16 protein-coding genes are annotated in these 21649 nt (G+C 68.8%); 9 read left to right on the forward strand and 7 right to left on the reverse strand.

The features are described from left to right. Nucleotides 1–23: 23 nt before the first annotated feature. Entirely contained in the window at nucleotides 24–956 is a 933-nt protein-coding gene (locus ABD866_RS15655; protein WP_345067280.1) for a LysR family transcriptional regulator, read from the reverse strand. Between the two features lie 99 nt (nucleotides 957–1055). On the opposite strand from ABD866_RS15655, the gene xdhA reads away from it, so the two are divergent. Further along, complete coding sequence (xdhA, locus tag ABD866_RS15660; RefSeq protein WP_345067283.1) at nucleotides 1056–2570, forward strand: xanthine dehydrogenase small subunit; 1515 nt, start codon at nucleotides 1056–1058, stop codon at nucleotides 2568–2570. Then, the gene (gene xdhB, locus ABD866_RS15665) at nucleotides 2567–4918 is read left to right on the forward strand and encodes a xanthine dehydrogenase molybdopterin binding subunit (protein WP_345067286.1); all 2352 of its coding nucleotides are present in this window, start codon (nucleotides 2567–2569) and stop codon (nucleotides 4916–4918) included. The genes xdhA and xdhB overlap by 4 nt, the downstream gene beginning before the upstream one ends. Before the next feature lie 54 nt (nucleotides 4919–4972). Here xdhB and ABD866_RS15670 read toward each other — a convergent pair whose 3' ends face one another. From ABD866_RS15670 to ABD866_RS15680, 3 genes are all read right to left on the reverse strand, one after another. Then, nucleotides 4973–6991, reverse strand: a complete 2019-nt coding sequence (locus tag ABD866_RS15670; RefSeq protein ID WP_345067289.1) for a sensor domain-containing diguanylate cyclase — start codon at nucleotides 6989–6991, stop codon at nucleotides 4973–4975. A gap of 309 nt (nucleotides 6992–7300) precedes the next feature. Further along, entirely contained in the window at nucleotides 7301–7924 is a 624-nt protein-coding gene (locus ABD866_RS15675; protein ID WP_345067291.1) for a Crp/Fnr family transcriptional regulator, read from the reverse strand. A 133-nt stretch (nucleotides 7925–8057) separates the two neighbouring features. After that, the gene (locus ABD866_RS15680) at nucleotides 8058–9392 is read right to left on the reverse strand and encodes a glycerate kinase type-2 family protein (RefSeq protein ID WP_345067294.1); all 1335 of its coding nucleotides are present in this window, start codon (nucleotides 9390–9392) and stop codon (nucleotides 8058–8060) included. Between the two features lie 146 nt (nucleotides 9393–9538). On the opposite strand from ABD866_RS15680, the gene ABD866_RS15685 reads away from it, so the two are divergent. Next, nucleotides 9539–11383: an EAL domain-containing protein gene (locus ABD866_RS15685; RefSeq protein WP_345067297.1), complete on the forward strand. Its 1845-nt coding sequence runs from the start codon at nucleotides 9539–9541 to the stop codon at nucleotides 11381–11383. A 31-nt stretch (nucleotides 11384–11414) separates the two neighbouring features. Here the strand turns inward: ABD866_RS15685 and ABD866_RS15690 are convergent, their stop codons facing one another. Both ABD866_RS15690 and xdhC read right to left on the reverse strand, forming a co-directional pair. Beyond that, a complete protein-coding gene (locus ABD866_RS15690; RefSeq protein ID WP_345067300.1) occupies nucleotides 11415–12659 on the reverse strand; it encodes a urate hydroxylase PuuD in 1245 nt (414 codons plus the stop codon). Nucleotides 12660–12887: 228 nt separating this feature from the next. After that, nucleotides 12888–13718 (reverse strand): xanthine dehydrogenase accessory protein XdhC, encoded by an 831-nt coding sequence (gene xdhC / locus ABD866_RS15695; protein WP_345067306.1) that lies wholly within the window; start codon nucleotides 13716–13718, stop codon nucleotides 12888–12890. A gap of 151 nt (nucleotides 13719–13869) precedes the next feature. Between xdhC and ABD866_RS15700 the strand changes: the two genes are divergently transcribed. Then, complete coding sequence (locus ABD866_RS15700; protein WP_345067395.1) at nucleotides 13870–14349, forward strand: hypothetical protein; 480 nt, start codon at nucleotides 13870–13872, stop codon at nucleotides 14347–14349. Between the two features lie 17 nt (nucleotides 14350–14366). Here the strand turns inward: ABD866_RS15700 and uraH are convergent, their stop codons facing one another. Beyond that, on the reverse strand, nucleotides 14367–14723 hold the full coding sequence (gene uraH, locus ABD866_RS15705; protein WP_345067309.1) for a hydroxyisourate hydrolase: 357 nt from the start codon (nucleotides 14721–14723) through the stop codon (nucleotides 14367–14369). 91 nt (nucleotides 14724–14814) lie between these two features. On the opposite strand from uraH, the gene ABD866_RS15710 reads away from it, so the two are divergent. The 5 genes from ABD866_RS15710 (at nucleotide 14815) to ABD866_RS15730 (ending at nucleotide 21606) form a co-directional block, all read left to right on the forward strand. Then, complete coding sequence (locus ABD866_RS15710) at nucleotides 14815–15492, forward strand: GntR family transcriptional regulator (protein WP_345067312.1); 678 nt, start codon at nucleotides 14815–14817, stop codon at nucleotides 15490–15492. A 14-nt stretch (nucleotides 15493–15506) separates the two neighbouring features. After that, nucleotides 15507–16478 carry an allantoinase PuuE gene (puuE, locus tag ABD866_RS15715; RefSeq protein WP_345067315.1) on the forward strand — a complete coding sequence of 324 codons (972 nt, stop codon included), beginning with the start codon at nucleotides 15507–15509 and terminating at the stop codon, nucleotides 16476–16478. Beyond that, nucleotides 16475–18262, forward strand: coding sequence for a 2-oxo-4-hydroxy-4-carboxy-5-ureidoimidazoline decarboxylase (gene uraD / locus ABD866_RS15720; protein ID WP_345067318.1), 1788 nt, complete (start codon nucleotides 16475–16477; stop codon nucleotides 18260–18262). Before puuE ends, uraD begins: the two co-directional genes overlap by 4 nt. Beyond that, a complete protein-coding gene (locus ABD866_RS15725; RefSeq protein ID WP_345067321.1) occupies nucleotides 18259–19500 on the forward strand; it encodes a M20 family metallopeptidase in 1242 nt (413 codons plus the stop codon). Before uraD ends, ABD866_RS15725 begins: the two co-directional genes overlap by 4 nt. Before the next feature lie 618 nt (nucleotides 19501–20118). Further along, nucleotides 20119–21606: a nucleobase:cation symporter-2 family protein gene (locus ABD866_RS15730; protein WP_345067323.1), complete on the forward strand. Its 1488-nt coding sequence runs from the start codon at nucleotides 20119–20121 to the stop codon at nucleotides 21604–21606. Nucleotides 21607–21649: the final 43 nt, after the last annotated feature.

Consider the following 21649-nt stretch of genomic DNA (forward strand, 5'->3'; position numbering starts at 1 on the left):
GCTTTCCCTGCCAGCGTGTGCCGCTATTCTTTTCGTAGCGATGCGGCCACGCTTTTGACGCAGTCGCGCAGCCACATGGCCGCCGCCGAATGGTGCGTGCGGGCGTGCCAGAGCTGGTAGTACATGAGGCGCGGAAACGGCACCGGGCTCGGCAGGATGGCCAGCGGCAAGCGGTCGAGGTAGCGCTCGCAGAACTGGCGGCCGGTGGTCATCACAAGCAAGCTCGATGCCACGATGTCCGGAATCAGGCTGAAATGCGCGCACCGTGCCGTGATGTTGCGCGCCAGGCCCAGGCTGTCCAGGTGCGCGTCGATCACGCCGCGCGCCCCGGGGTGCATGGGGGTGGGCGCGATGTGCTCGGCGGCCAGCCAGTCGGCCACCTCCCAGCCGCGGCGCACGGCCGGATGGTCGCGGTGCACCAGACAGACCACCTCGTCGCCAAGCAGCCGGCCCATGTGCAGGTCTTCGGGCGGCGCGGGCCAGTTGCCGATCACGACATCGACCTCGCCCTGCGCCAGGTGCGCGTGGTAGTGCGTGTCGGGCGACAGGGGCAGCACCTCGATGGGGCACAGCGGCGCCTGCGCCTTGATGCGCGCGACCAGTTGCGGCAAGAACAGCGGGTCGAGATAGTCGCTTGCGGCCACGCGAAAGGTGCGCGTGGCGGTGCGTGGGTCAAAGCCGCGGGCGTCTGAGAACAACGCCTCGGCCGAGCGCAGGATGGCGGCGGCCGGATCGATCATGCGCAACGCAGCGTCGGTGGGCATCATGCCCACACCCGAGCGCACCAGCAGCGGATCGCCCGACAGGTCGCGCAGCCGCTTGAGCGCGGCCGACACCGCCGGCTGGTGCATGCCCAGCCGGACGGCGGCCCTCGAAACGCTGCGCTCAGTCAACACGGTGTGCAAGACCCTGATCAAGTGGAGGTCTATCTTGTCGAAAAGGGCTTGGTCTCTCATAGCGGTGCGCGCATTGATGTCATAAGCTTGGGCGTATGCCGGGCGCGGTTGCACGCCCTACCCTCAGATGCATTCCCAGAGATCGAGTCCGCATCCGTCATGACCACCCGCCCCCTGCAATTCCTTCGACGAGGCCAGCCGGTAGCGCTGGGCAATGTACCACCCGACCGCACGCTGCTGGAGGTGCTGCGCGAGGACTTGGGCTGCACCGGCACCAAGGAAGGCTGCGGCGAAGGCGACTGCGGCGCATGCACCGTGGTGCTGGGCGAAGCCCGTGACGGCCGCGTGCAATACAGCGCCGTCAACGCGTGCATCCGCCTGGCGCATTCGGTGCACGGCATGGCGCTGTGGACGGTAGAAGACCTGACCGAAGACCCGCTGATCGAACCCCTGCCCGGCCAGCCCGTGCCCGCGCTGCACCCGGCGCAAGAGGCCCTGGTGCAGTGCCACGGCTCTCAATGCGGCTTCTGCACGCCAGGCTTTGTGATGAGCCTGTTCGGCATGTACCAGAACCAGGTCTGCCGGGGCCGTACCGTGACGCGCGAACGCGCGCAGGAGGACCTCTCGGGCAACCTCTGCCGCTGCACCGGCTACCGCCCCATCCTGGATGCCGCCGAGCGCATGGGCACGCTGCCGCCCCTGCAGGTCAATGAAAACGCCTTGCTATCAAAATTGAAGCAACTCAATGAGCAGGGACAAGCACAAGCCCCTGATTTTGCTTACATGGCCCCCGGCACCCTGCCCGCCCTGCTGCAGGCCCGCGCCGCCCACCCGGGCGCGCAGGTGGTGGCCGGCTGCACCGACGTTGGCCTGTGGGTGACCAAGCAGCACCGCCGATTCGAGCAGGTGCTCGATGTGACCCGCGCGGCCGAACTGCGCCGCATCGACACCGTGGACGGGCAGCTGCGCATCGGCGCGGCCGCCACGCTGACCGAGGCCTTTGCAGCGCTTACCGCCGTGTGGCCGCAACTGCACAGCTTTGCGAGCCGTTTTGCCGGCCTGCCCGTGCGCAATTCGGGCACGCTGGGTGGCAACGTGGCCAACGGTTCGCCCATCGGGGATTCGATGCCGCTGCTGATCGCGCTGGGGGCCGAGGTGGTGCTGGCCAGCGTGCGCGGCGAGCGCGTGCTGCCGCTCGAGAACCTCTACACCGGCTACCGCCAGAACGTGATGGCGGCCGACGAGTTGCTCACACAGATCCGCGTGCCGCTGCCGCAGCCCGCCTCAGGGCCCGACGCGCCCACCGCGCTGCTGCGGGCCTACAAAATCTCCAAGCGCTTTGACGACGACATCTCGGCCGTGTGCCTGGTGGTGCACCTGCACCTGCAGGGCGGTGTGGTGCAGCAGGCCCGCATCGGCGCGGGCGGCGTGGCCGCCACCCCGGCGCGGGCCCGCGCCACCGAGGCGGCCCTGGTGGGCCAGCCCTGGACGGCCGCCACCGTGGCCCGCGCCCAGCAGGCGCTGGCGGACGAATTCCAGCCCATCAGCGACATGCGGGCCAGCAGCGCCTACCGCCGCACGGTGCTGCGCAACCTGCTGGAGCGCCTGTGGCGCGACAGCCAGGGCGAAACCCTGGTGAGTGTGGAACGCCTGCGCCTGGAGGAACTCGCATGAACGCGCCCGACACTTCGCTGGCCGCACACCTCGCATCCGACGCCCCGGGGCCGGCCGTGGGCCGCTCGCACATCCATGAAAGCGCCCGCGCCCAGGTGGCCGGCCGCGTGCACTACATCGACGACCTGCCCGAAGTGCGCGGCACGCTGTATGCCGCGCCCATTTGCTCGCCGGTGGCGCACGGCACGCTCCACGGCGTCGATGCCTCTGCGGCACTCGCCCTGCCCGGCGTGCGCACCGTGGTGCTGGCCAGCGATGTACCGGGCGACCCGATCCTGGCCGCCTTTGCGCACGACGAGCCCATTTTTGCGCGCGACACGGTGCAGTTCCGCGGGCAGGTCGTGGGGCTGGTGGTGGCCGATTCGGTCATGCTCGCGCGCCGTGCGGCCCGGCTGGTCAGGCTCGACATCACACCACTGCCCGCCGTGCTCACGGTGGAGCAGGCCCTGGCCGCGCAGAGCTTTGTGCTGCCCCCGGTGCATGTGCGCCGCGGCAACGCGCAGGCCGCGCTGCAGGCCGCGCCGCACCGGCTCGACGGCACGCTCGAAGTCGGCGGGCAGGAGCACTTCTACCTCGAAGGCCAGATCGCCTACGCACTGCCGCTGGAGCAGCGCCAGTGGCACATCTATTCGAGTACGCAGCACCCGGGCGAGGTGCAGCACTGGGTGGCGCACGCGCTGGGCATCGACAACCACGCGGTGCGCGTCGAATGCCGGCGCATGGGCGGTGGCTTTGGCGGCAAGGAGACGCAGGCCGGCCACCTGGCCGTGTGGGCCGCCGTGGCCGCGCACAAGACGGGCCACCCCGTCAAACTGCGACTCGACCGCGACGAGGACTTTGTCATCACCGGCAAGCGCCACCCGTTTGCCTACCGCTACACCGTGGGCTTTGACGACCGCGGGCGCATCCTGGGGTTGCAGTTGCAGATGGCCGCCAACTGCGGCTTCAGCGCCGACCTGTCGGGCCCCGTGGCCGACCGAGCGGTGTTCCACGCCGACAACGCGTACTTCCTGAGCGACGTGGAGATCAGCTCCTACCGCTGCAAGACGAACACCCAGAGCCACACCGCCTTCCGCGGCTTTGGCGGCCCGCAGGGCGTGATCGTGATCGAAGCCATCCTGGGCGACATTGCCCGCCGGCTGGGCCTGGACGCGCAGGACGTGCGCCTGCACAACCTGTACGGCACCGACGCCGCCAGCGGCCGCAACGTGACCCACTACCAGATGCAGGTGGAAGACAACATCCTGCATGAACTCATGCCCACGCTCGAGCAGCGCGCCGACTACCGCGCCCGCCAGCAGGCCATTGCCGCATGGAACGCACGCCAGCCCGTGCTCAAGCGCGGGCTGGCGATCACGCCGGTGAAGTTCGGCATCAGCTTCACGGCCACGCTGTTCAACCAGGCCGGTGCGCTGGTGCATGTGTACACCGACGGCAGCGTGCAGGTGAACCACGGCGGCACCGAAATGGGCCAGGGCCTGCACACCAAGGTGGCGCAGATCGTGGCCGACGAGCTGGGCGTGCCGCTGCACCGTGTGCTGGTCACGGCCAGCGACACCAGCAAGGTGCCCAACGCCAGCGCTACCGCGGCCAGCAGCGGCACCGACCTCAACGGGCGCGCGGCCCAGTTTGCCGCGCGCAACGTGCGCGACAACCTGGCCTCGTTCGTCTGCGGGCTCGACGGCTGCGGCGCGGGCGCCATCCGCTTCCAGGACGGACAGGTGATCTCGCCCAAGAAGGTGCGCGCCTGGGGCGACGTGGTCAAGGAAGCCTACGCCAACCGCATCCAGCTTTGGAGCGACGGCTTCTACCGCACGCCCAAGATCCACTACGACAAGACCACGCTCACGGGCCGGCCGTTCTATTACTTTGCCTACGGCGCGGCCTGCTCCGAGGTGGTGATCGACACCCTGACCGGCGAGAGCCGCGTGGTGCGCGTGGACATCCTGCACGACGTGGGCCACAGCATCAACCCGGCGCTCGACATCGGGCAAATCGAGGGCGGCTTTGTGCAGGGCATGGGCTGGCTGACCACCGAGCAGCTCGTGTGGACCGACGACGGCCGCCTGGCCACGCATGCCCCCAGCACCTACAAGATTCCGGCTACGGGCGACGTGCCCGAACACCTGCGCGTGGAACTCTGGCACGAAGCCAACCGCGAAGACAACGTGGGCGGCAGCAAGGCCGTGGGCGAACCACCGTTCATGCTCGCCATCAGCGTGTACGAAGCACTGCGCAATGCGGTGGCTGCGGCGCGCCCAACCGAACAAGCCGCACAGCCCGTCGCCCTGGTGGCCCCGGCCACAGCCGAAAACGTGCTGCGTGCGCTGGGCAAGGTGCAGGACTGACGCCGCGCCCGGCTGAGCAAGAGGCCGCGGGAAAGGCCGCCCGCATCGCGACGGCTAGGCAGGGCCCAGCGCCATGCGACCCGAGGCTGTGGCCTCACGCGCACGGCGCAACTCCACCCGGTTGCGACCGGCTCGCTTGGCGTCGTAGCAGGCCATGTCGGCCGCATACAGCACCGAGGGCACGTCCTGCAGCGTGGCATCGAGCACCACGAGCCCAATGCTTACACCCAGCGTGAAGCTGCGTCCACCGTACGAAGGCTCCCATTCGGCGACGGTGGCCCGCAACTGCTCGGCCACCGCCAGGCCGCGCGAAGGTGAGCACCCAGGCAGCACCACCGCGAATTCATCGCCCCCCAGGCGAGCGGCCCAGCCAATGCGGCGCACCTGCGACTCGATCATCCGCGCCACGTGGCGCAGCACGTCGTCGCCTGCGTCGTGGCCGGCCACGTCGTTCACCACCGTGAAATGATCGATGTCCAGGAACAGCACCACCCCGTCACACGGGGGGTCGTCGCCGGCATCCAGGCCCTCTTGGGTACGCGGGCGGGTAGAACGCTCGGCCAGCAAGGCGCGCAGGCGCTGATCGAACGCATCGCGGTGCAGCAACTGCGTGAGCGGGTCGTGCGTGGCCTGCCAGGCCTGTTCCTGCTGGGCCTCGCGCGTGGCCGTCAGGTCTTCCAGAATCCAGACCGTGCCGCCGGCCACCTGCCCCGGCACCACGCTGCGGCCCTGCACCCGCGCCCACAGGGCGCTGCCGTCGCGGCGCATAAAGCGCACGTCGCCATCGAACACATGGTGGGCCTCGAACTCATGGCGCACCCGCTGACCGATGAGCGCGTACTCAGCGTCTGACGCATACAGAAGCCGCGCAGGCCGCCCCTGGAGGCTGCCGGGCGAGTAGCCGAGCATCTCGCAGGCCTGGCGGCCCACGACCTCGAGCATGCCCGAGCGCGTGATGATGATGCCCACCGAGGCGCAGTCGAGAATGGCCTGAAATTGCTGGGCCAGTTGCGCAGCCTCCTGGGTGCGCAGCGCTGCACGCTCGCCCAGGCCGCGGAAGACACCGACCAGCGCATTGACCTCGCCCCGCCCGCGGGGCCACGGCTCGGGCACCTGGCCCTGCAGCAGGCGTGGCGCCCAATGGCGCAGCTGCGCGAGGGGCTGCGCCAGCGCCGCCATGGCCAGCGCCACCAGCACCATGGCCACGGCCACCACTCCTCCCACCACGGCGGCGGCCTCGCGTTGGGCGCCTTCCAGCGGAGCAAACAGGGGGGGCGCGTCGCTGACACGGCCCACGAACCACTGGGGCAGGGGCATGCCCGCCACGCTGACCACGTGGTCGGCCGTGACCTCGCTGCTTGCGCGACCCGCCACAGCATGGCCCTGCCCCCGCCAGGCGGCGTGCACGCTGGCCACGCCAGGCTCGTCCCGCACATGCCCCAGGATGCGTCCCGGATTCGAGTGCGCCAGGATGGTGCCGTCGCGTGTGAACACCATCAGGCGCGAGTCTTCGCGGCTGGGCAGTGCCATGGACGGAGGCAGCAGGCCTTGCGACTGCAGCCGCATTGCGCCCAACACGGCCCCCATGACTGTGCCGTCCTCGCGGTGCACGGGCATGGTGAACAGCACCCGCGCCTCGCCGGAACGGCCCGCCACATGCTCAATGACCAGGGGCTTACCGTCCACCAGCGTGCGGCGCAGTGCGTCGCGCTCGGCGGGGTCAACGGCCGAAGCTCTCTCCAGCTTGCCAGCCCGCAGATGGATGCCGATCTCACCATCGGCACGCGCCACCTGCAGGGCATCAAAAAAGCGTACGGCGGGCATGCCCTGGTGCAACCAGCCTTCCAGCAACAGCGATTCGTCGAGCATGGCAGGCGTCACCCCACCAGAGACCATGCGCAGTACCTTCTGGCTCTGCTCGATCTTGCCTGCCAGCAGGCGCGCCACCACCTCGACCTCATCGGTCTGCTGGCGCACCACATGGCGCACGGCCTCCTGGCCCGAAGCGCGGGTCACCACCCACAACGCCGCGCCGCCTGCCACCCAGATGGCGAGCCACGCCACCAATATCATGCGCAGCACCAAGGCCCCTGGCGCGCGCCAGCCTCCGCCATCGGAAGCGGTGGGCGCTGGCACTGACGCTGGCGGCGTCACGGCGCCCCCTTGCGAGGAACCGATCCGGAACAGGCAGACAGGACGGCGGACATAGCGGCAGGTGGCGCATGAAAAAGCGTCCAACCAATATACGCAGCGCCCCGCCGGGCAGCGCTTGGGTGGAACCCTCACCAGCGGGCACGGAGAAACCCTGATGGCGCACCAGGCGCAGGGGCGCACTGCCGCACTGGCTGCAAAAGACCAGCGCGTGAAACCGAGCGCGCTGCGTCAGCAGCCGGCCATGGACTGCAGCGCGCGAGGCTCAGGCAGGCTCAGCACCGTACCGGTGCCGTCGATCAGGCCCAGTTCGCGCAGATGGCGCAGCACGCGCGAAAACGTCTCGGGTGCAATCCCCAGCTGCGCTGCAATCAGGCGCTTGCGCTGGTTGAGCGTGACCCGCATCGCCCCGGACGGATCGGGCTGGGCCTGGCTGAGCAGCCACTGGGCGCAGCGCGATTCCGCGTCCAGCGCCAGCCGGCTGATTGCCAACTCCGACTGCTGGCGAAAACCCTTGGCCATGTCGATGAGCAGTGAGCGCGCTTCGGCGGGCAACGCGTCCAGATGCCGCCGGAACTCGGCCATCGGCATGCGCCGCACCTGGACGCGCGATTCGGCCACCAGATCCAGCGGGAACGGCAATCCGAGCAAGGCCGACGCGGCATCCACCCAGCACGGACCTTCGACCACGCCGAGCTGGTGGCGGATCTCCCCGCCCTCGCGCAGACAACGCAAGACACGGCCACTGTCCAGATGGAGCACCGAATCGAGCATCTCGTTGCGCTGGCGCAGCACATGACCGCCCGCGAAGACCTCAACGTCGGGAGGCAGGTGAAAGCAGGCTGGGAAGGACATGCTCGCCACTGTGCCCGCTACGCCGGCCGGGGGCTTTGAGCAAGATCAACGACCATGGCAGGCCACGCCTTGCGGAGGTGACAGACCTTGTAGTTACAGGCTTCAAGGCCGTGCGGGCCTCGGCGGGCCCGGACTACAACACCAACAGTGCCCGAAAGTCGTTGACATTGGTATGGGTCGGCCCCGTGACCAGCAGGTCGTCCAGCGCAGAAAAAAAGCCCCAGCCGTCGTGGCGCTGCAGGTGGGCGTCCAGGCTCAGGCCCAGGGCCTGCGCGCGGGCGGTGGTGTCAGGCCGCACCCAGGCACCGGCGTTGTCCTCGCTGCCGTCGATGCCGTCGGTATCGGCCGCCAGCGCCCAGATGCGGGGATGGGCCTGCAGGCCCTGCGCCAGGCCCATGCAGAACTCGGTGGCCCGGCCACCGCGCCCTGCCACTGCGGCTGACGCCTGCACGGTGACCGTGGTTTCGCCGCCCGACAACAGCACGCACGGCGGCGCAAACGGGCTGCCCCGCTCTGCCACCGCGCGGGCCAGCGCGGCATGCACACGCCCGACCTCGCGCGATTCGCCTTCGACCGCATCCGAGAGCACATGCACCGGCACCCCGGCAGCGCGCCCCCGCTCGGCGGCGGCCTGTAGGGCCTGCCACGGTGTTGCGATGAGGTGTACGGCATGGTGCTGCCACCCAGGGTGGCCAGGCTTGGGAGTCTCCAGTTGTCCACTTTCCAGCGCGGCACGCACCACAGGCGGAATGTCGATGGCGTAGCGTGTCAGGATGTCCAGCGCCTGGGCGCAGGTGCTGGGGTCTGGCACCGTGGGGCCGCTGGCGATCACCGAGGGGTCGTCGCCAGGCACGTCGCTGATGGCCAGCGTGACCACCCGCGCCGCGCCGCAGGCGGCCGCCAGGCGACCGCCCTTGATGGCCGAGAGGTGCTTGCGCACGCAGTTCATCTCGGCGATGCTGGCTCCGCTGTGCAGCAGGGCCTGGCTGATGCGCTGCTTGTCGGCCAGCCCCAGCCCCGGGGCAGGCGCGCTCAGCAGGGCCGAGCCGCCGCCCGAGATCAGGCACAGCACCAGATCGTCGGCCCCAAGGCCCTGCACGCTGCGCAGCATGCGCTGTGCCGCAGCCTCGCCCGCCGCGTCGGGCACGGGGTGGGCGGCCTCCAGCACCTCGATGCGCTGGGGCAGACCGGCAGGCCGGGGCGGCACATGGCCGTATCGCGTGACGACCGCGCCGTACAGCGGCGCATCGGCCGGCCAGAGCTGCTCCAGCGCATGGGCCATCGCACCGGCAGCCTTGCCCGCCCCCACCACCACGGTGCGGCCCGGAGGCGGTGCGGGCAGGTGCGCGCGCATGCCGTGCAGCGGCTGGGCACTGGCCACGGCCGCACGGTACAGCTCCGCCAGGAACGCACGCGGGTCGCGCCGAAGCAGGGACGCAAGCTGAAGATCAGGCGCAGCGGAGTTCATGCCGTCATTGTGGCCCGAGCCGACCGCAGCCTTTCCGAGGCGCGGGCTTCTGCGCTACCCGCCTGTCAATGGTACGAAGACGCGTCATGCGCATGTCATGGCACCGCACTACGCTGCGAGGCCGCTCATCGCCCTGCCATGCCGCCATGTCTTCCCTCCAAGCCCTGCTGCTCGACCGGCTCCTGAGCCCCGCGGCGCACCAGGGCGCAGGCCCCGTGGCCCATTTGCTGCGCCAGCAGGGGCTGCGGTGTGTGTACCAGCCGCTGGCCGACCTGCGCTCCGGGCACATCTACGCACACGAGGCATTGGTGCGCGGGCCTGAGGGCACCGCGCTGCACACCCCAGACGCGCTGCTCGCGCAGGCCCGTGCCGAGGGGCTGCTGCACGACTTTGAAATCGCCTGTGTGGTGCAGGCGCTGCAAGGCTGGACGGCGCTGCAGGCACCGGGGCGGCTGTTCATCAACATCAGCGCCGATGCGCTGGTGCACACCATGCGCCTGTGCCCGCCGGGCACCCTGGGCGCGGTGCTGCGGCGCTATGGCCTGCAGCCGCGCATGCTGGTGCTTGAGCTCACCGAGCACGATCGGGTCAGCGATTTGCAGCAACTGGACGTGGCGCTGCGCGAGGTGCACGCCGCCGGTGCGCGCGTGGCGCTGGACGACTTCGGGGACGGGCGCTCCAGCCTGCGCCTGTGGTCGGAGGTGAAGCCCGACTACGTGAAGATCGACAAGTACTTCATCCACGCGATTGCCGACCACCCGGCCCGCCTGCAGATGGTGCAGGCCATCAAGGGCATTGCCGACGTGTTTGGCACAGCCCTGGTGGCCGAAGGCATCGAAACGCGTGAAGACCTGCACGCGTTGCGCGATCTGGACATTCCGTACGGCCAGGGCTGGCTGATCGGGCGTCCGGCGGCTGCGCCGCGCAGCCGCATCGAGGGCGCAGCGCACGACGTGCTGCAAGACCGGCGCGTGGCCGTGCTGCCGCACCTGGGCCAGGCAGCGCGGCCGGGCATTCTGCGCAGCCTGCTGCGGCTGCACGCCCCGACGGTGACGCCGCACACCCCCAACGAAGCGGTGGCCGCGCTGTTTCGCCAGCAGGCCGATCTGCACGCGGTGGCCGTGGTCGAGGGAGCACGGCCCGTCGGGCTGATCAACCGGCTGCAGTTCATGACGCACTACGCCACACCCTACTTTCGCGAGGTGCACGGCCGCAAGCCCTGCCTGCAGCAGGCCAACACGGCTCCGCGCGTGGTCGAGATCGACTGCGACGTGGACCAGCTCGTGGGCATTCTCACGTCGCAAGACCAGCGCTACCTGCGCGACGGCTACATCGTCACCGAGAACGGCCGCTACGTAGGCCTGGGCACGGGCGACGAACTGGTGCGTGCCGTGACCGAAACACGCATCGAGGCCGCACGGCACGCCAACCCGCTGACCTTTTTGCCGGGCAACATTCCCATCAGCCTGCACCTGCAGCGCCTGCTGGACAGCGGCACGCCCTTTGCGGCCTGCTACGCCGACCTGAACCACTTCAAGCCCTTCAACGACACCTACGGCTACTGGCAGGGCGACGAGATGATCCGCTGCGCCGCGCGCATTGCCACCGCCCACTGCGACCCGCGCCGCGATTTTGTGGGCCATGTGGGCGGAGACGATTTCATGCTGCTCTTCCAGAGCCCGAACTGGCAGCAGCGCTGCGAGCACATTGCCGCGCAGTTTGCGCTGGAGGCGGCGCAACTGCACGACGAGGAGGCGCGCAGCCAGGGCGGCATCCTGGCAGAAGACCGGCACGGCGTGCAGCGGTTCTTTCCGCTGGTCACGCTATCGATCGGGGCTGTGCCGGTGGCACCCGGGCGCTTTGCCCGCGCCGAAGAGGTGGCCCATGTAGCAGCCGCCGCCAAGCGCCGCGCCAAAGCGGCAGCGTCGCCCGTGGTCGTGTGCCTGCCCGACGACGGGGCCTGGCCTGCTGCGCAGGTGCGCGTCGCCTGAGAGGCCACAGGGGCCGCGGCCTCCCGGCGACTCAGGGCGTGGTCGGGGCTCCGGCCTGGAACCACCGGCCGATCAGCGCGCGCTCGGCGTCGGTGATGCCGGTGGAGTTGTTCATGGGCATGAGCTTGGTCACCACCACCTGCTGGTAGATGGCTTGCGCATGCTGGCGCACGGCTGCGTCCGAATCGACGCGCAGGTTCTTCATCTGCACCTGCTCGCCGTGGCACTGGTAGCAGCGCTGCTCCAGCACAGTACGCACAGCCGCATAGTCAGAACCGGAGCTTGTGCTTGTCCCTGCTTGCGCTGCAGCTATCGATTCAGTAGTGCCTGCCGCTGCGGCCGGTGCCGGGGCCGGACGCATCCAGACGGCCGTGGCCAGGATCACCAGCACGCCCACCAGGGCGTAGGGCCAGGGGTGTGCATTGCGGCCCAGCTTGTAGCCATGGCGCATGACGAAGAACTGCCGGATCGCAGCCCCCGCAAACATCATGAGGATGAGCACCAGCCAGTTCTGCGGATGGCTCCAGAGAAAGCTGTAGTGGTTGGACAGCATGGCAAACAGCACCGGCAGCGTGAAGTAGGTGTTGTGCACGCTGCGCTGTTTGCCGCGCTTGCCGTGGATCGGGTCCACCGGCGCGCCGGCCTTGATGGACGCCACCACCTTGCGCTGACCCGGAATGATCCAGAAGAACACGTTGGCGCTCATGGCCGTGGCGATCATCGCGCCCACCAGCAAAAAGGCCGCACGCCCTGCAAACCAGTGGCAGGCCAGCCAGGAGGCGATGCACACCAGCCCGAACACCAGCGCGCCCACGATGGCATCGCCGTTCTTGCGCTGGCCGAACACGCGGCAGATCGCGTCGTACAGCAGCCAGAACACCACCAGAAACGCCAGTGCCACGACGATCGCCTGCGAAGGCGCCCAATCCATGCGCGACTTGTCGATCAGATAGGTGCTGGCGCTCCAGAGGTACGACACCGTGAACAGCGCGAAGCCGCTGAGCCAGGTGCTGTAGCTCTCCCAGTAAAACCAGTGCAGGTGCCCGGGCAGCTTGGGGGGCGAGACATTGAACTTGACCGGGTGATAGAAGCCGCCGCCATGCACGGCCCACAGCTCGCCGCTCACGCCCTGGCGCTTGAGGTCTTCGTCCTGGGGCGGCGTGAGGCTGCTGTCCAAAAAGACGAAGTAGAACGACGAACCGACCCAGGCAATGGCGGTGATGACATGGAGCCACCGCAACAGCAGGTTGGCCCAGTCGAGAAGATAGCTTTCCATAGTGTTCTCAACCTTGCGGCGGCCGTGGAGCCGCCTGCACACAACCTGCTCACCACTGCGGGCGCTCTGAGCAGTTGACGAGGGCCGCGCACCAGGGCGTATTGCACGCCGGGGCACCGCTGCGACCCATGGCCGCACTGGCAGGCGATGCCTGCAGCGCGGTCCACACAAAGTGTATGCAAGAACGGTTCCTGCCACCAGCCCGGGGGCTTGGCAGCAGGGCCGGACTTACCCTGAGAGCCCCCCTTGCACCATGCGCTCCGACCGGCGCAGCAGCAGTTGCGCGACCACAGCGGCCGCGATCACTGCGGGCTCCTTGCCGGTGATGCCGGGCAGCCCGATGGGGCAGGTGATATGGGCAAGCTCTTCGGGCGCAAAGCCGCGCTCGGCCAGGCGGCGCGAAAACGTCGCCCATTTGGTGCGGCTGCCGATCAGGCCGACGAAAGGCAGATCGCCCTGCTGGCGCTGGCGGCGCAGGCAGGCGGCCACGATGTCCAAATCCTCGGCGTGGCTGAAGCTCATGACCAGTACCTCGGAGCCAGCGGGCAGGTCGCGCACGGCTTCGTGTACGGGCTCGGAGACTTCGGTGCTCACGTGTCCGGGCAGGTCGGGCGCAAAAATGCCGTCGCGGCTGTCCACCCAACGCACGGCATAGGGCAAGGGGACCAGCGCGCGCACCAAGGCGTGGCCCACATGCCCGCCGCCAAACAGCGCCAGCGGCGACAGGCCCTGCCCCAGCCGCCCGGCCAGCGCGGGCAGATCGTGCGCCGTGACCACGTCGTACGCCAGATGCACCACGCCACCGCAGCATTGCCCCAGACTGGGGCCGAGCGCGTAGCGCGCCGTACGCGGGCCAGTGCGCCCGGCCAGGCGGGCACGGGCTTCGGCCAGGGCTTCAAACTCCAGATGCCCGCCGCCGATGGTGCCAATGCTGCGCTCCGGCAACACGGCCATCCAGGCCCCACGCTCCCGCGGTACCGACCCTTGGGTAGACTCCACCCCCACCAGGCACACGGGCCCTGTGGCCAGGGCCGCCTGCAAATCTGTCCAATCGCTCACCCTGCATGCTCCCTTGCCCTGCGCCTCAGGCCTCTGCGCACCCGGCATGGCCGCAGACGGGGTGCGCCCAGTGGCCCGATACAACACCATGACGCATTCTGCCGACCCGCCGCCATCCTTCTCGCGCACCCAGCGCTTTCTGGCCCCTTTGCTGGCGGCGGTGGCCGCGCTCGTGTCCGCCTGCAAATCGGCGCCTGAGGCGCCGCCCCCGCCCGTGGACAGCCGCAGCCCGGGTGCCGATGCGCCGCCCGTGACCGGCCCGGTTTCCGCAGCCCAGGGCTCGGCCCGCCAGTCGGCCGCAGCCACACCGCGCGCCTACCGCCAGGACGCCGCCACCCACCTGTACGGCCTGAACGCCCAGCGCATCTACCAGGGCAAGCTGCCCCCCATGCTCTACGCCATCGGCGTGCTGGAGGTGGACATCGACCGTGCGGGCCGCGTGACGCGCCTGCACTGGCTGCGCGCGCCGCGCCATGCGCCCGAGGTGGTGGCCGAGATCGAGCGCACCGTGCGCGCTGCCGCACCGTTTCCGGTGCCAGCCCGCATGGGACGTGTGACCTACACCGACACCTGGCTGTGGGACAAGAGCGGGCATTTCCAGCTCGATACGCTCAGCGAAGGCCAGCATTAGCCGTTGACGGCGCCCGCTCAGGAGCCGCGGTAGGTCGAATAGCTCCAGGGGCTTGCCAAGAGCGGCACATGGTAGTGCTGGCTGACGTCGGCAATGCCGAAGTCGATGTGCACCCGGTCGAGAAACGGCGGCTCGGGCAGCTGCACGCCGCGCTGGCGGAAATACGCCGCCACCTCGAAGCTCAGGCGGTAGGTGCCCGGCCGCAGGCTGGCGTTGTCGTACAGTGGGCCGTCGGGGTTGCGCCCGTCGTGGTTCAGCACAAAACTGCGCACCGGCGTGGCCTGGCCGGCGGCGTCGGTCTGGTACAGCGTGACCGCCATGCCCGCCGCGGGCGTGCCGTGCATGGTGTCCAGAACGTGGGTACTCAAGCCCATAGGGAATCTCCTGAATCGCACCCGGGGAATCGGGCATCTGTGTCGACCAAAAGTGTATACACTTTTAGCCGATCCGTACTATCATGCCCTTATGGAATCCTCGTCCACCAGCACCATTGTCGAGGCGCTGACGCGTGCCATCGTCGAGCACCGGCTGCAGCCGGGCGCCAAGCTGGCCGAGCAGAAGCTGGCCGACCATTTTGGTGTGTCGCGCACGCTGGTGCGCCAGGCGCTGTTCCAGCTCGCGCAGAACCGCCTCATCACCCTGGAGCCCGCACGCGGCGCGTTCGTAGCCGCCCCTTCGGTGGAAGAGGCACGCCAGGTGTTCGCGGTGCGCCGTATGCTCGAAACCGAAATGACCCGTGCCTTTGTGCGCGCGGTCACACCCGCCAAGATCAAAGCGCTCAAGGCCCACGTGGCCGCCGAGAAAGCCGCCATGGGCGCTGCCAGCGCCAGCAGCCGCAATGAGTTGCTGGGCGACTTCCATGTGCGCATGGCCGAACTCATGGGCAACGAAGTGCTCGCGCAGATGCTGGGCGACCTGGTGTCCCGCTGCGCACTGATCACGCTGATGTACCAGTCGGCCAGCGCCGCCGAGCATTCGCATGAAGAGCACGCCGAGATCGTGGCGGCGCTGGCCGCGCGCGACGAAGAGCGCGCCGTGGCGCTGATGCAGGCCCACCTGGCCCATGTGGAGGCCAGCCTCACCTTTGACCGCAAGCGCCCGGCCAGCGACCTGGCCCTGGCGCTTGCCCCTGTCACGCCCTGAGAGAGCAACGCCCCATGGTCTACGACACCACCCTGCCCTACCCGCGCGACCTGGTTGGCTACGGCCGCACGCCCCCGCATGCCCAATGGCCTGGCCGCGCCCGCGTGGCCGTACAGTTTGTGCTCAATTACGAAGAAGGCGGCGAAAACGCCACGCTGCACGGCGACGCTGGCTCGGAACAGTTCCTCTCCGAGATGTTCAACCCCGCCAGCTACCCAGATCGGCACATGAGCATGGAGGGCATCTACGAATACGGCTCGCGCGCCGGGGTGTGGCGCCTGCTGCGCGAGTTTGAAAAGCGACAGCTCCCGCTCACGGTGTTTGGGGTTTCGACCGCGCTGCAGCGCCACCCCGACGTGACCCATGCCTTCGTGGAACTGGGCCACGAGATCGCCTGCCACGGCCTCAAGTGGATCCACTACCAGAACGTGCCCGAAGACGTAGAGCGCGCGCACATGGCCGAGGCCATGGCGATCTTGCAGCGGCTGACGGGCCAGCGCGCGCTGGGCTGGTACACAGGACGCGACAGCCCCAACACCCACCGCCTGGTGGCCGACTATGGCGGCTTTGAGTACGACAGCGACTACTACGGCGACGACCTGCCCTTCTGGATGAAGGTGTGCAAGACCGACGGCAGCGTGGTGCCGCAGCTCATCGTGCCCTACACGCTGGACTGCAACGACATGCGCTTTGCGCTGCCCCAGGGCTATTCGCACGCCGACCCGTTCTTTCAGTACATGAAGGATACGTTCGACGTGCTGTACGCCGAAGGTGACCCGAACGGCGACAACGCGCCCAAGATGATGAGCATCGGCATGCACTGCCGCCTGCTGGGCCGCCCCGGCCGCATCACCGCGCTGCAGCGCTTTCTGGACCACATCGAGCGCCATTCCGACGTGTGGGTCTGCCGCCGCCTCGATATCGCGCAGCACTGGAAGCGCGTGCACCCCTTCCCCTCACAGGCCACCGCCACGGGCACCCCATGACCTCTCTGACCCTTGCCCAACTCAACGAGGCGCCCCTGGCCCAGGCCCTGGCCTGGCTGGACGGCACCTACGAGCATTCGCCCTGGATTGCCGAGCGCGCGCTGGCCCAGCGGCCGTTTCGCTCGCTCGCGCACCTGCGCCAGGCGCTGGTGCAGGCGGTGCGCACCGCCACCACTGACGAGCAACTCGGCCTGATCCGCGCCCACCCCGAGCTGGCGGGCAAGGCCATGGTGAGCAAGACACTCACCGCCGAATCCACCGGCGAGCAGCAGCGCGCGGGCCTGACCGAATGCACGCCCGAGGAGTTTGAGCGCATCCAGCAGCTCAACCGCGACTACAACGCGCGCTTCGGCTTCCCGTTCATCCTGGCCGTGCGCGGCCCACGGGGCACGGGCCTGTCCAAGCAGGCCATCATCGCCACCTTCGCGCGTCGGCTGGACCACCACCCCGAATTCGAACTGGCCGAGGCGCTGCGCAACATCCACCGCATTGCCGAGATTCGCCTGGCCGACAAGTTTGGCGAGCAGCCCGAGCAGGGCAACCACGTGTGGGACTGGCACGAAAAGCTGGCCGAGCATTCTGACCCGGGCTTTGCCGAGAAAGGCCAGCTCACCGTCACCTACCTGACCGACGCGCACCGCGCCTGCGCGCAGCGCATCAGCCACTGGATGCGCGACTGCGGCTTTGACGAAGTGGCCATCGACGCGGTGGGCAACGTGGTGGGCCGCTACCACCCAGCCCCCGGCAGCCAGGGCCGTTATCTGATGACCGGCAGCCACTACGACACCGTGCGCAACGGCGGCAAGTACGACGGTCGCCTGGGCATCTTCGTGCCCATGGCCTGTGTGCGCGACTTGCACCAGGCCGGCAAACGCCTGCCGTTCGGCATTGAAGTGGTGGCCTTTTCGGAAGAAGAAGGCCAGCGCTACAAGGCCACCTTCCTGGGCTCGGGCGCGTTGATCGGCGACTTCAACCCCGCCTGGCTCGACCAGAAGGACGCCGATGGCATTCCGATGCGCGCAGCCATGCAGCAGGCCGGACTGTGCATCGACGACATTCCGAAGCTGCGGCGCGACCCGGCGCAGTACCTGGGTTTCGTCGAGGTGCACATCGAGCAGGGCCCGGTGCTCAATGAGCTGGACTTGCCACTCGGCGTGGTCACCTCCATCAATGGCAGCGTGCGCCTGCTGTGCGAGATGATCGGCACCGCCAGCCATGCAGGCACCACCCCCATGGACCGCCGCCGCGACGCCGCTGCGGGCGTGGCCGAACTGGCGCTGTACGTGGAAGAACGCGCCCGACAAGACGGCGACTCGGTAGGCACCATCGGCCTCTTGAACGTGCCCGGCGGCTCGATCAACGTGGTGCCAGGGCGCTGCCAGTTCTCGCTCGATCTGCGCGCGCCCATCGATGCCCAGCGCGACGCGCTGGTGCGCGACGTACTCGACGCACTGGACCGCATTGCAAATCGCCGCGGCCTGCGCTACACCGCCGAAGAAACCATGCGCGCTGCCGCCGCGCCCAGCCATGCGGGTCTGCAGCACCACTGGGAGCGCGCCGTGGATGCGCTGGGCCTGCCGGTGTTTCGCCTGCCCAGCGGCGCAGGGCATGATGCGATGAAGCTCCACGAAATCATGCCCCAGGCCATGCTGTTCGTGCGCGGGCAGAACTCGGGCATCAGCCACAACCCGCTCGAATCCACCACCAACCACGACATGCAACTGGCCGTGGACGCCTTCACCCAGGTGCTGCTCCAGTTGGCCGACGAAGAAAGCCCCACATGACCGCCCCCACCCCCTACGCCGCTCTCGACGCCTGGATCGACGCGCACTTTGACGAGCAGGTGCAGTTTCTGCAGGCGCTGGTGCGCGTGCCCACCGACACGCCCCCGGGCAACAACGCACCGCACGCCGAGCGCACGGCCGAGCTGCTCCAGGCCATGGGCCTGCAGGCCGAACAGCACCCGGTCCCGGCCGACGAGGTGGCGGCCTACGGCATGCAGTCCATCACCAACCTGATCGTGCGCCGCCCCTATGGCGCGCCGGGCTCGGGCCGAGTGATGGCGCTGAACGCGCACGGCGACGTGGTGCCCCCGGGCGAAGGCTGGACGCACGACCCCTACGGCGCGGCCATCGAGGGCGGTGCCATGTACGGCCGCGCCACCGCCGTGAGCAAGAGCGACTTTGCGACCTTCACCTTCGCCGTGCGCGCGCTGGAAGCCGTGGCCCGCCCGCAGCGCGGCGGCGTGGAGCTGCACTTCACCTACGACGAAGAATTCGGCGGCGAACTGGGCCCGGGATGGCTGCTCAAGAAAGGGCTGACCTCGCCCGACCTGCTGATTGCGGCCGGCTTCTCGTACGAAGTCGTCACCGCCCACAACGGCTGCCTGCAGATGGAAGTGACCGTGCACGGCAAGATGGCCCACGCGGCCGTTCCGCACACGGGCGTGGACGCGCTGCAGGCCGCGGTGAAGATCCTGAACGCGCTGTACGCCCAGAACGAGGCCTACCGGCAGATCACGTCGAACGTGGCGGGCATCAAGCACCCGTACCTGAACGTGGGCCGCATCGAGGGCGGCACCAACACCAACGTGGTGCCCGGCAAGGTGAGCTTCAAGCTCGACCGCCGCATGATCCCCGAAGAAAACCCGGCCGAGGTCGAGGCCGCGATCCGCCGTGTGATCGAAACCGCCGCTGCGGCCTGCGAGGGCGTGACGGTGGACATCCGCCGCCTGCTGCTGGCCAACGCCATGACGCCATTGCCCGGCAACCAGCCGCTGGTGCAGGCGCTGCAAACGCACGCCCAGGCGGTGCTGGGCGAGGCGATTCCCGCCGTGGGCACGCCGCTGTACACCGACGTGCGCCTGTACGTGGAGCGCGGCATTCCCGGCGTGATCTACGGCGCCGGACCGCGCACCGTGCTCGAATCGCACGCCAAGCGCGCCGACGAGCGCCTGCAGCTCGAAGACTTGCGCCGCGCCACCAAGGTGGTGGCACGCGCGCTGGCCGATCTGCTGGCCTGAGCGCAGCGCGCGGGCATGGTGGCGGTGTTGGCCTCCGGCAGCGCCCACGTCCCTGCGCCGCGGGCGCTCCAGCGTCCTGCAGCCCTGGGTGCAAGCCCCTCGCCCCGACCTTCAGACGCTATTGTTTTGATAGCTTCTCGTGCTTGATTTTCCAGCACGAACGCCTGAAATGACCTAACACATCACCGAAGCCAGCGCCCCGCTGGAATTCGCGCGGCATGGCGGTCTGGCACCACAGGGGCTGGCGACAGCGGTGCCACCAGCCGCACCGGCCCACACGCGGGCAGCCCACCCAACCCTCTGCAAAAGGGGACCGCACGCCCCGGCACGCATCACGCGGTCGGCTCAGCTCGGCAGGCGATGGTGCGTCGCCCCTGGGGGCCGCTGGCAGGCCACACCTTGGCCTCAGGGCACAGCCGCGCATCCTCGGCCGCGCCGCCGTTTCGCGCCCTACGGCGGCAACGCACCCCGCGCAGACCTGCAGGTCTGGTCACGCCCGGGACATGTCCAAGGGTTTACCGCTAGACGCACTGCATTCTGAACTGTATACACTTTTTGTATTTACCGATGTGTACTTCATCGTACGCAAACGCGCCGCCGGGCGCAGCAAGGAGTGCTATGCAAAACACTGTTCATCCCGTGGACGAGCGGCTGGCTTGGGGCCGGCTGTCGGCGCTGGGCCTGCAGCATGTGCTGGTGATGTATGCGGGCGCCGTGGCCGTGCCGCTGATCGTGGGCCGCGCGCTCAACCTCACGCCCGACCAGGTGGCCATGCTGATCTCGGCCGATTTGTTCTGCTGCGGCCTGGTCACGCTGATCCAGGCCCTGGGGGCCACGCAGTGGTTCGGCATCCGCCTGCCGGTGATGATGGGCGTGACCTTTGCTGCCGTGGCGCCCATGGTGTCGATGGCACAGTCCACGGGCGGTACGGCCGGTGCGGGGCTGATCTTTGGCGCGGTGATCGGTGCCGGGGTAATCTCCATCCTGATCGCACCCATCGTCAGTCGGCTGCTGCGCTTCTTCCCGCCCGTGGTCACGGGCACGATCATCACGGTGATCGGCATCAGCCTGATGCGCGTGGGCATCAACTGGATCTTTGGCAACCCCGTGGGCCCGACCGCCCCCAATGTGGTCAACCCCGAGCATGTGAAATGGCTGGCCGAAGCCCAGGCCGCGGCCGGTGCGCCCGGCAGCGCCCTGCCGCCCGTGCCCAAGGGCCTGGCGCTGGTGCCCACGGTGCCCAACCCGCGCTATGCCGACCTCACGGGCATCGGCATCTCAGCCCTGGTGCTGGTGTCCATCCTGCTGATCGCACGGTTTGCCAAGGGTTTCGTGGCCAACATCTCGGTGCTGCTGGGCATCGTGATCGGCGGCGTGGTGGCCACGGCGCTGGGCCTGATGAACTTTGACAAGGTAGCCAAGGCCAGTTGGTTTGACCTGGTGCTGCCCTTCGAGATCGCGCTGCCCGTGTTCGACCCCATCCTGATCCTGACCATGACGCTGGTGATGATCGTGGTGATGATCGAGTCGACCGGCATGTTCCTCGCGCTCGGCGACATGACCGACCGGCCGGTGGACCAGGCGGCGCTCACGCGCGGGCTGCGCACCGATGGCCTGGGCACGCTGCTGGGCGGCATTTTCAACACCTTCCCGTACACGAGCTTCTCGCAGAACGTGGGGCTGGTGGCGGTCACGGGCGTCAAGAGCCGCTTTGTCTGCGTGGCTGGCGGCGTGATCCTGGTACTGCTGGGCCTGCTGCCCAAGATGGCGGCGCTGGTCGAATCGCTGCCCACCGTGGTGCTGGGCGGCGCAGGCTTGGTGATGTTCGGCATGGTGGCGGCCACGGGCATCCGCATCCTGTCGGCGGTGGACTTCAAGGACAACCGCTACAACGCGATGATCGTGGCCGTGTCGATTGGCGTGGGCATGATTCCGCTGATCGCCCCGAACTTCCGGCAGTGGATGCCCCACTCCATTCATCCGCTGATCGAATCCGGTATCCTGCTGGCCTCGATCACTGCTGTGGTCCTGAACCTGTTCTTCAATGGCGCCAGCCGCGACACCTCCGCGGCCGTGAACGCCGCACGCCAGGCCGACGCCCACTAGCGCGCCGGCCGGGCGATGCCCGGAGTACCCCACCGGCCCAAGC

The sequence above is a fragment of the Acidovorax lacteus genome (assembly GCF_039540375.1).
Taxonomy (GTDB): Bacteria; Pseudomonadota; Gammaproteobacteria; order Burkholderiales; family Burkholderiaceae_C; genus Acidovorax_G; species Acidovorax_G lacteus.

Bases quoted from the DNA above. Each gene is read 5' to 3' on its own strand.
- xdhB (WP_345067286.1), top strand. From the start codon at position 2,567: ATGAACGCGCCCGACACTTCGCTGGCCGCACACCTCGCATCCGACGCC.
- ABD866_RS15675 (WP_345067291.1), bottom strand. From the start codon at position 7,924: ATGTCCTTCCCAGCCTGCTTTCACCTGCCTCCCGACGTTGAGGTCTTC.
- puuE (WP_345067315.1), top strand. From the start codon at position 15,507: ATGGTCTACGACACCACCCTGCCCTACCCGCGCGACCTGGTTGGCTAC.
- ABD866_RS15725 (WP_345067321.1), top strand. From the start codon at position 18,259: ATGACCGCCCCCACCCCCTACGCCGCTCTCGACGCCTGGATCGACGCG.
- ABD866_RS15670 (WP_345067289.1), bottom strand. From the start codon at position 6,991: ATGATATTGGTGGCGTGGCTCGCCATCTGGGTGGCAGGCGGCGCGGCG.
- uraD (WP_345067318.1), top strand. From the start codon at position 16,475: ATGACCTCTCTGACCCTTGCCCAACTCAACGAGGCGCCCCTGGCCCAG.
- ABD866_RS15710 (WP_345067312.1), top strand. From the start codon at position 14,815: ATGGAATCCTCGTCCACCAGCACCATTGTCGAGGCGCTGACGCGTGCC.
- ABD866_RS15680 (WP_345067294.1), bottom strand. From the start codon at position 9,392: ATGAACTCCGCTGCGCCTGATCTTCAGCTTGCGTCCCTGCTTCGGCGC.
- xdhA (WP_345067283.1), top strand. From the start codon at position 1,056: ATGACCACCCGCCCCCTGCAATTCCTTCGACGAGGCCAGCCGGTAGCG.
- ABD866_RS15730 (WP_345067323.1), top strand. From the start codon at position 20,119: ATGCAAAACACTGTTCATCCCGTGGACGAGCGGCTGGCTTGGGGCCGG.
- ABD866_RS15685 (WP_345067297.1), top strand. From the start codon at position 9,539: ATGTCTTCCCTCCAAGCCCTGCTGCTCGACCGGCTCCTGAGCCCCGCG.
- uraH (WP_345067309.1), bottom strand. From the start codon at position 14,723: ATGGGCTTGAGTACCCACGTTCTGGACACCATGCACGGCACGCCCGCG.
- ABD866_RS15690 (WP_345067300.1), bottom strand. From the start codon at position 12,659: ATGGAAAGCTATCTTCTCGACTGGGCCAACCTGCTGTTGCGGTGGCTC.
- ABD866_RS15655 (WP_345067280.1), bottom strand. From the start codon at position 956: ATGAGAGACCAAGCCCTTTTCGACAAGATAGACCTCCACTTGATCAGG.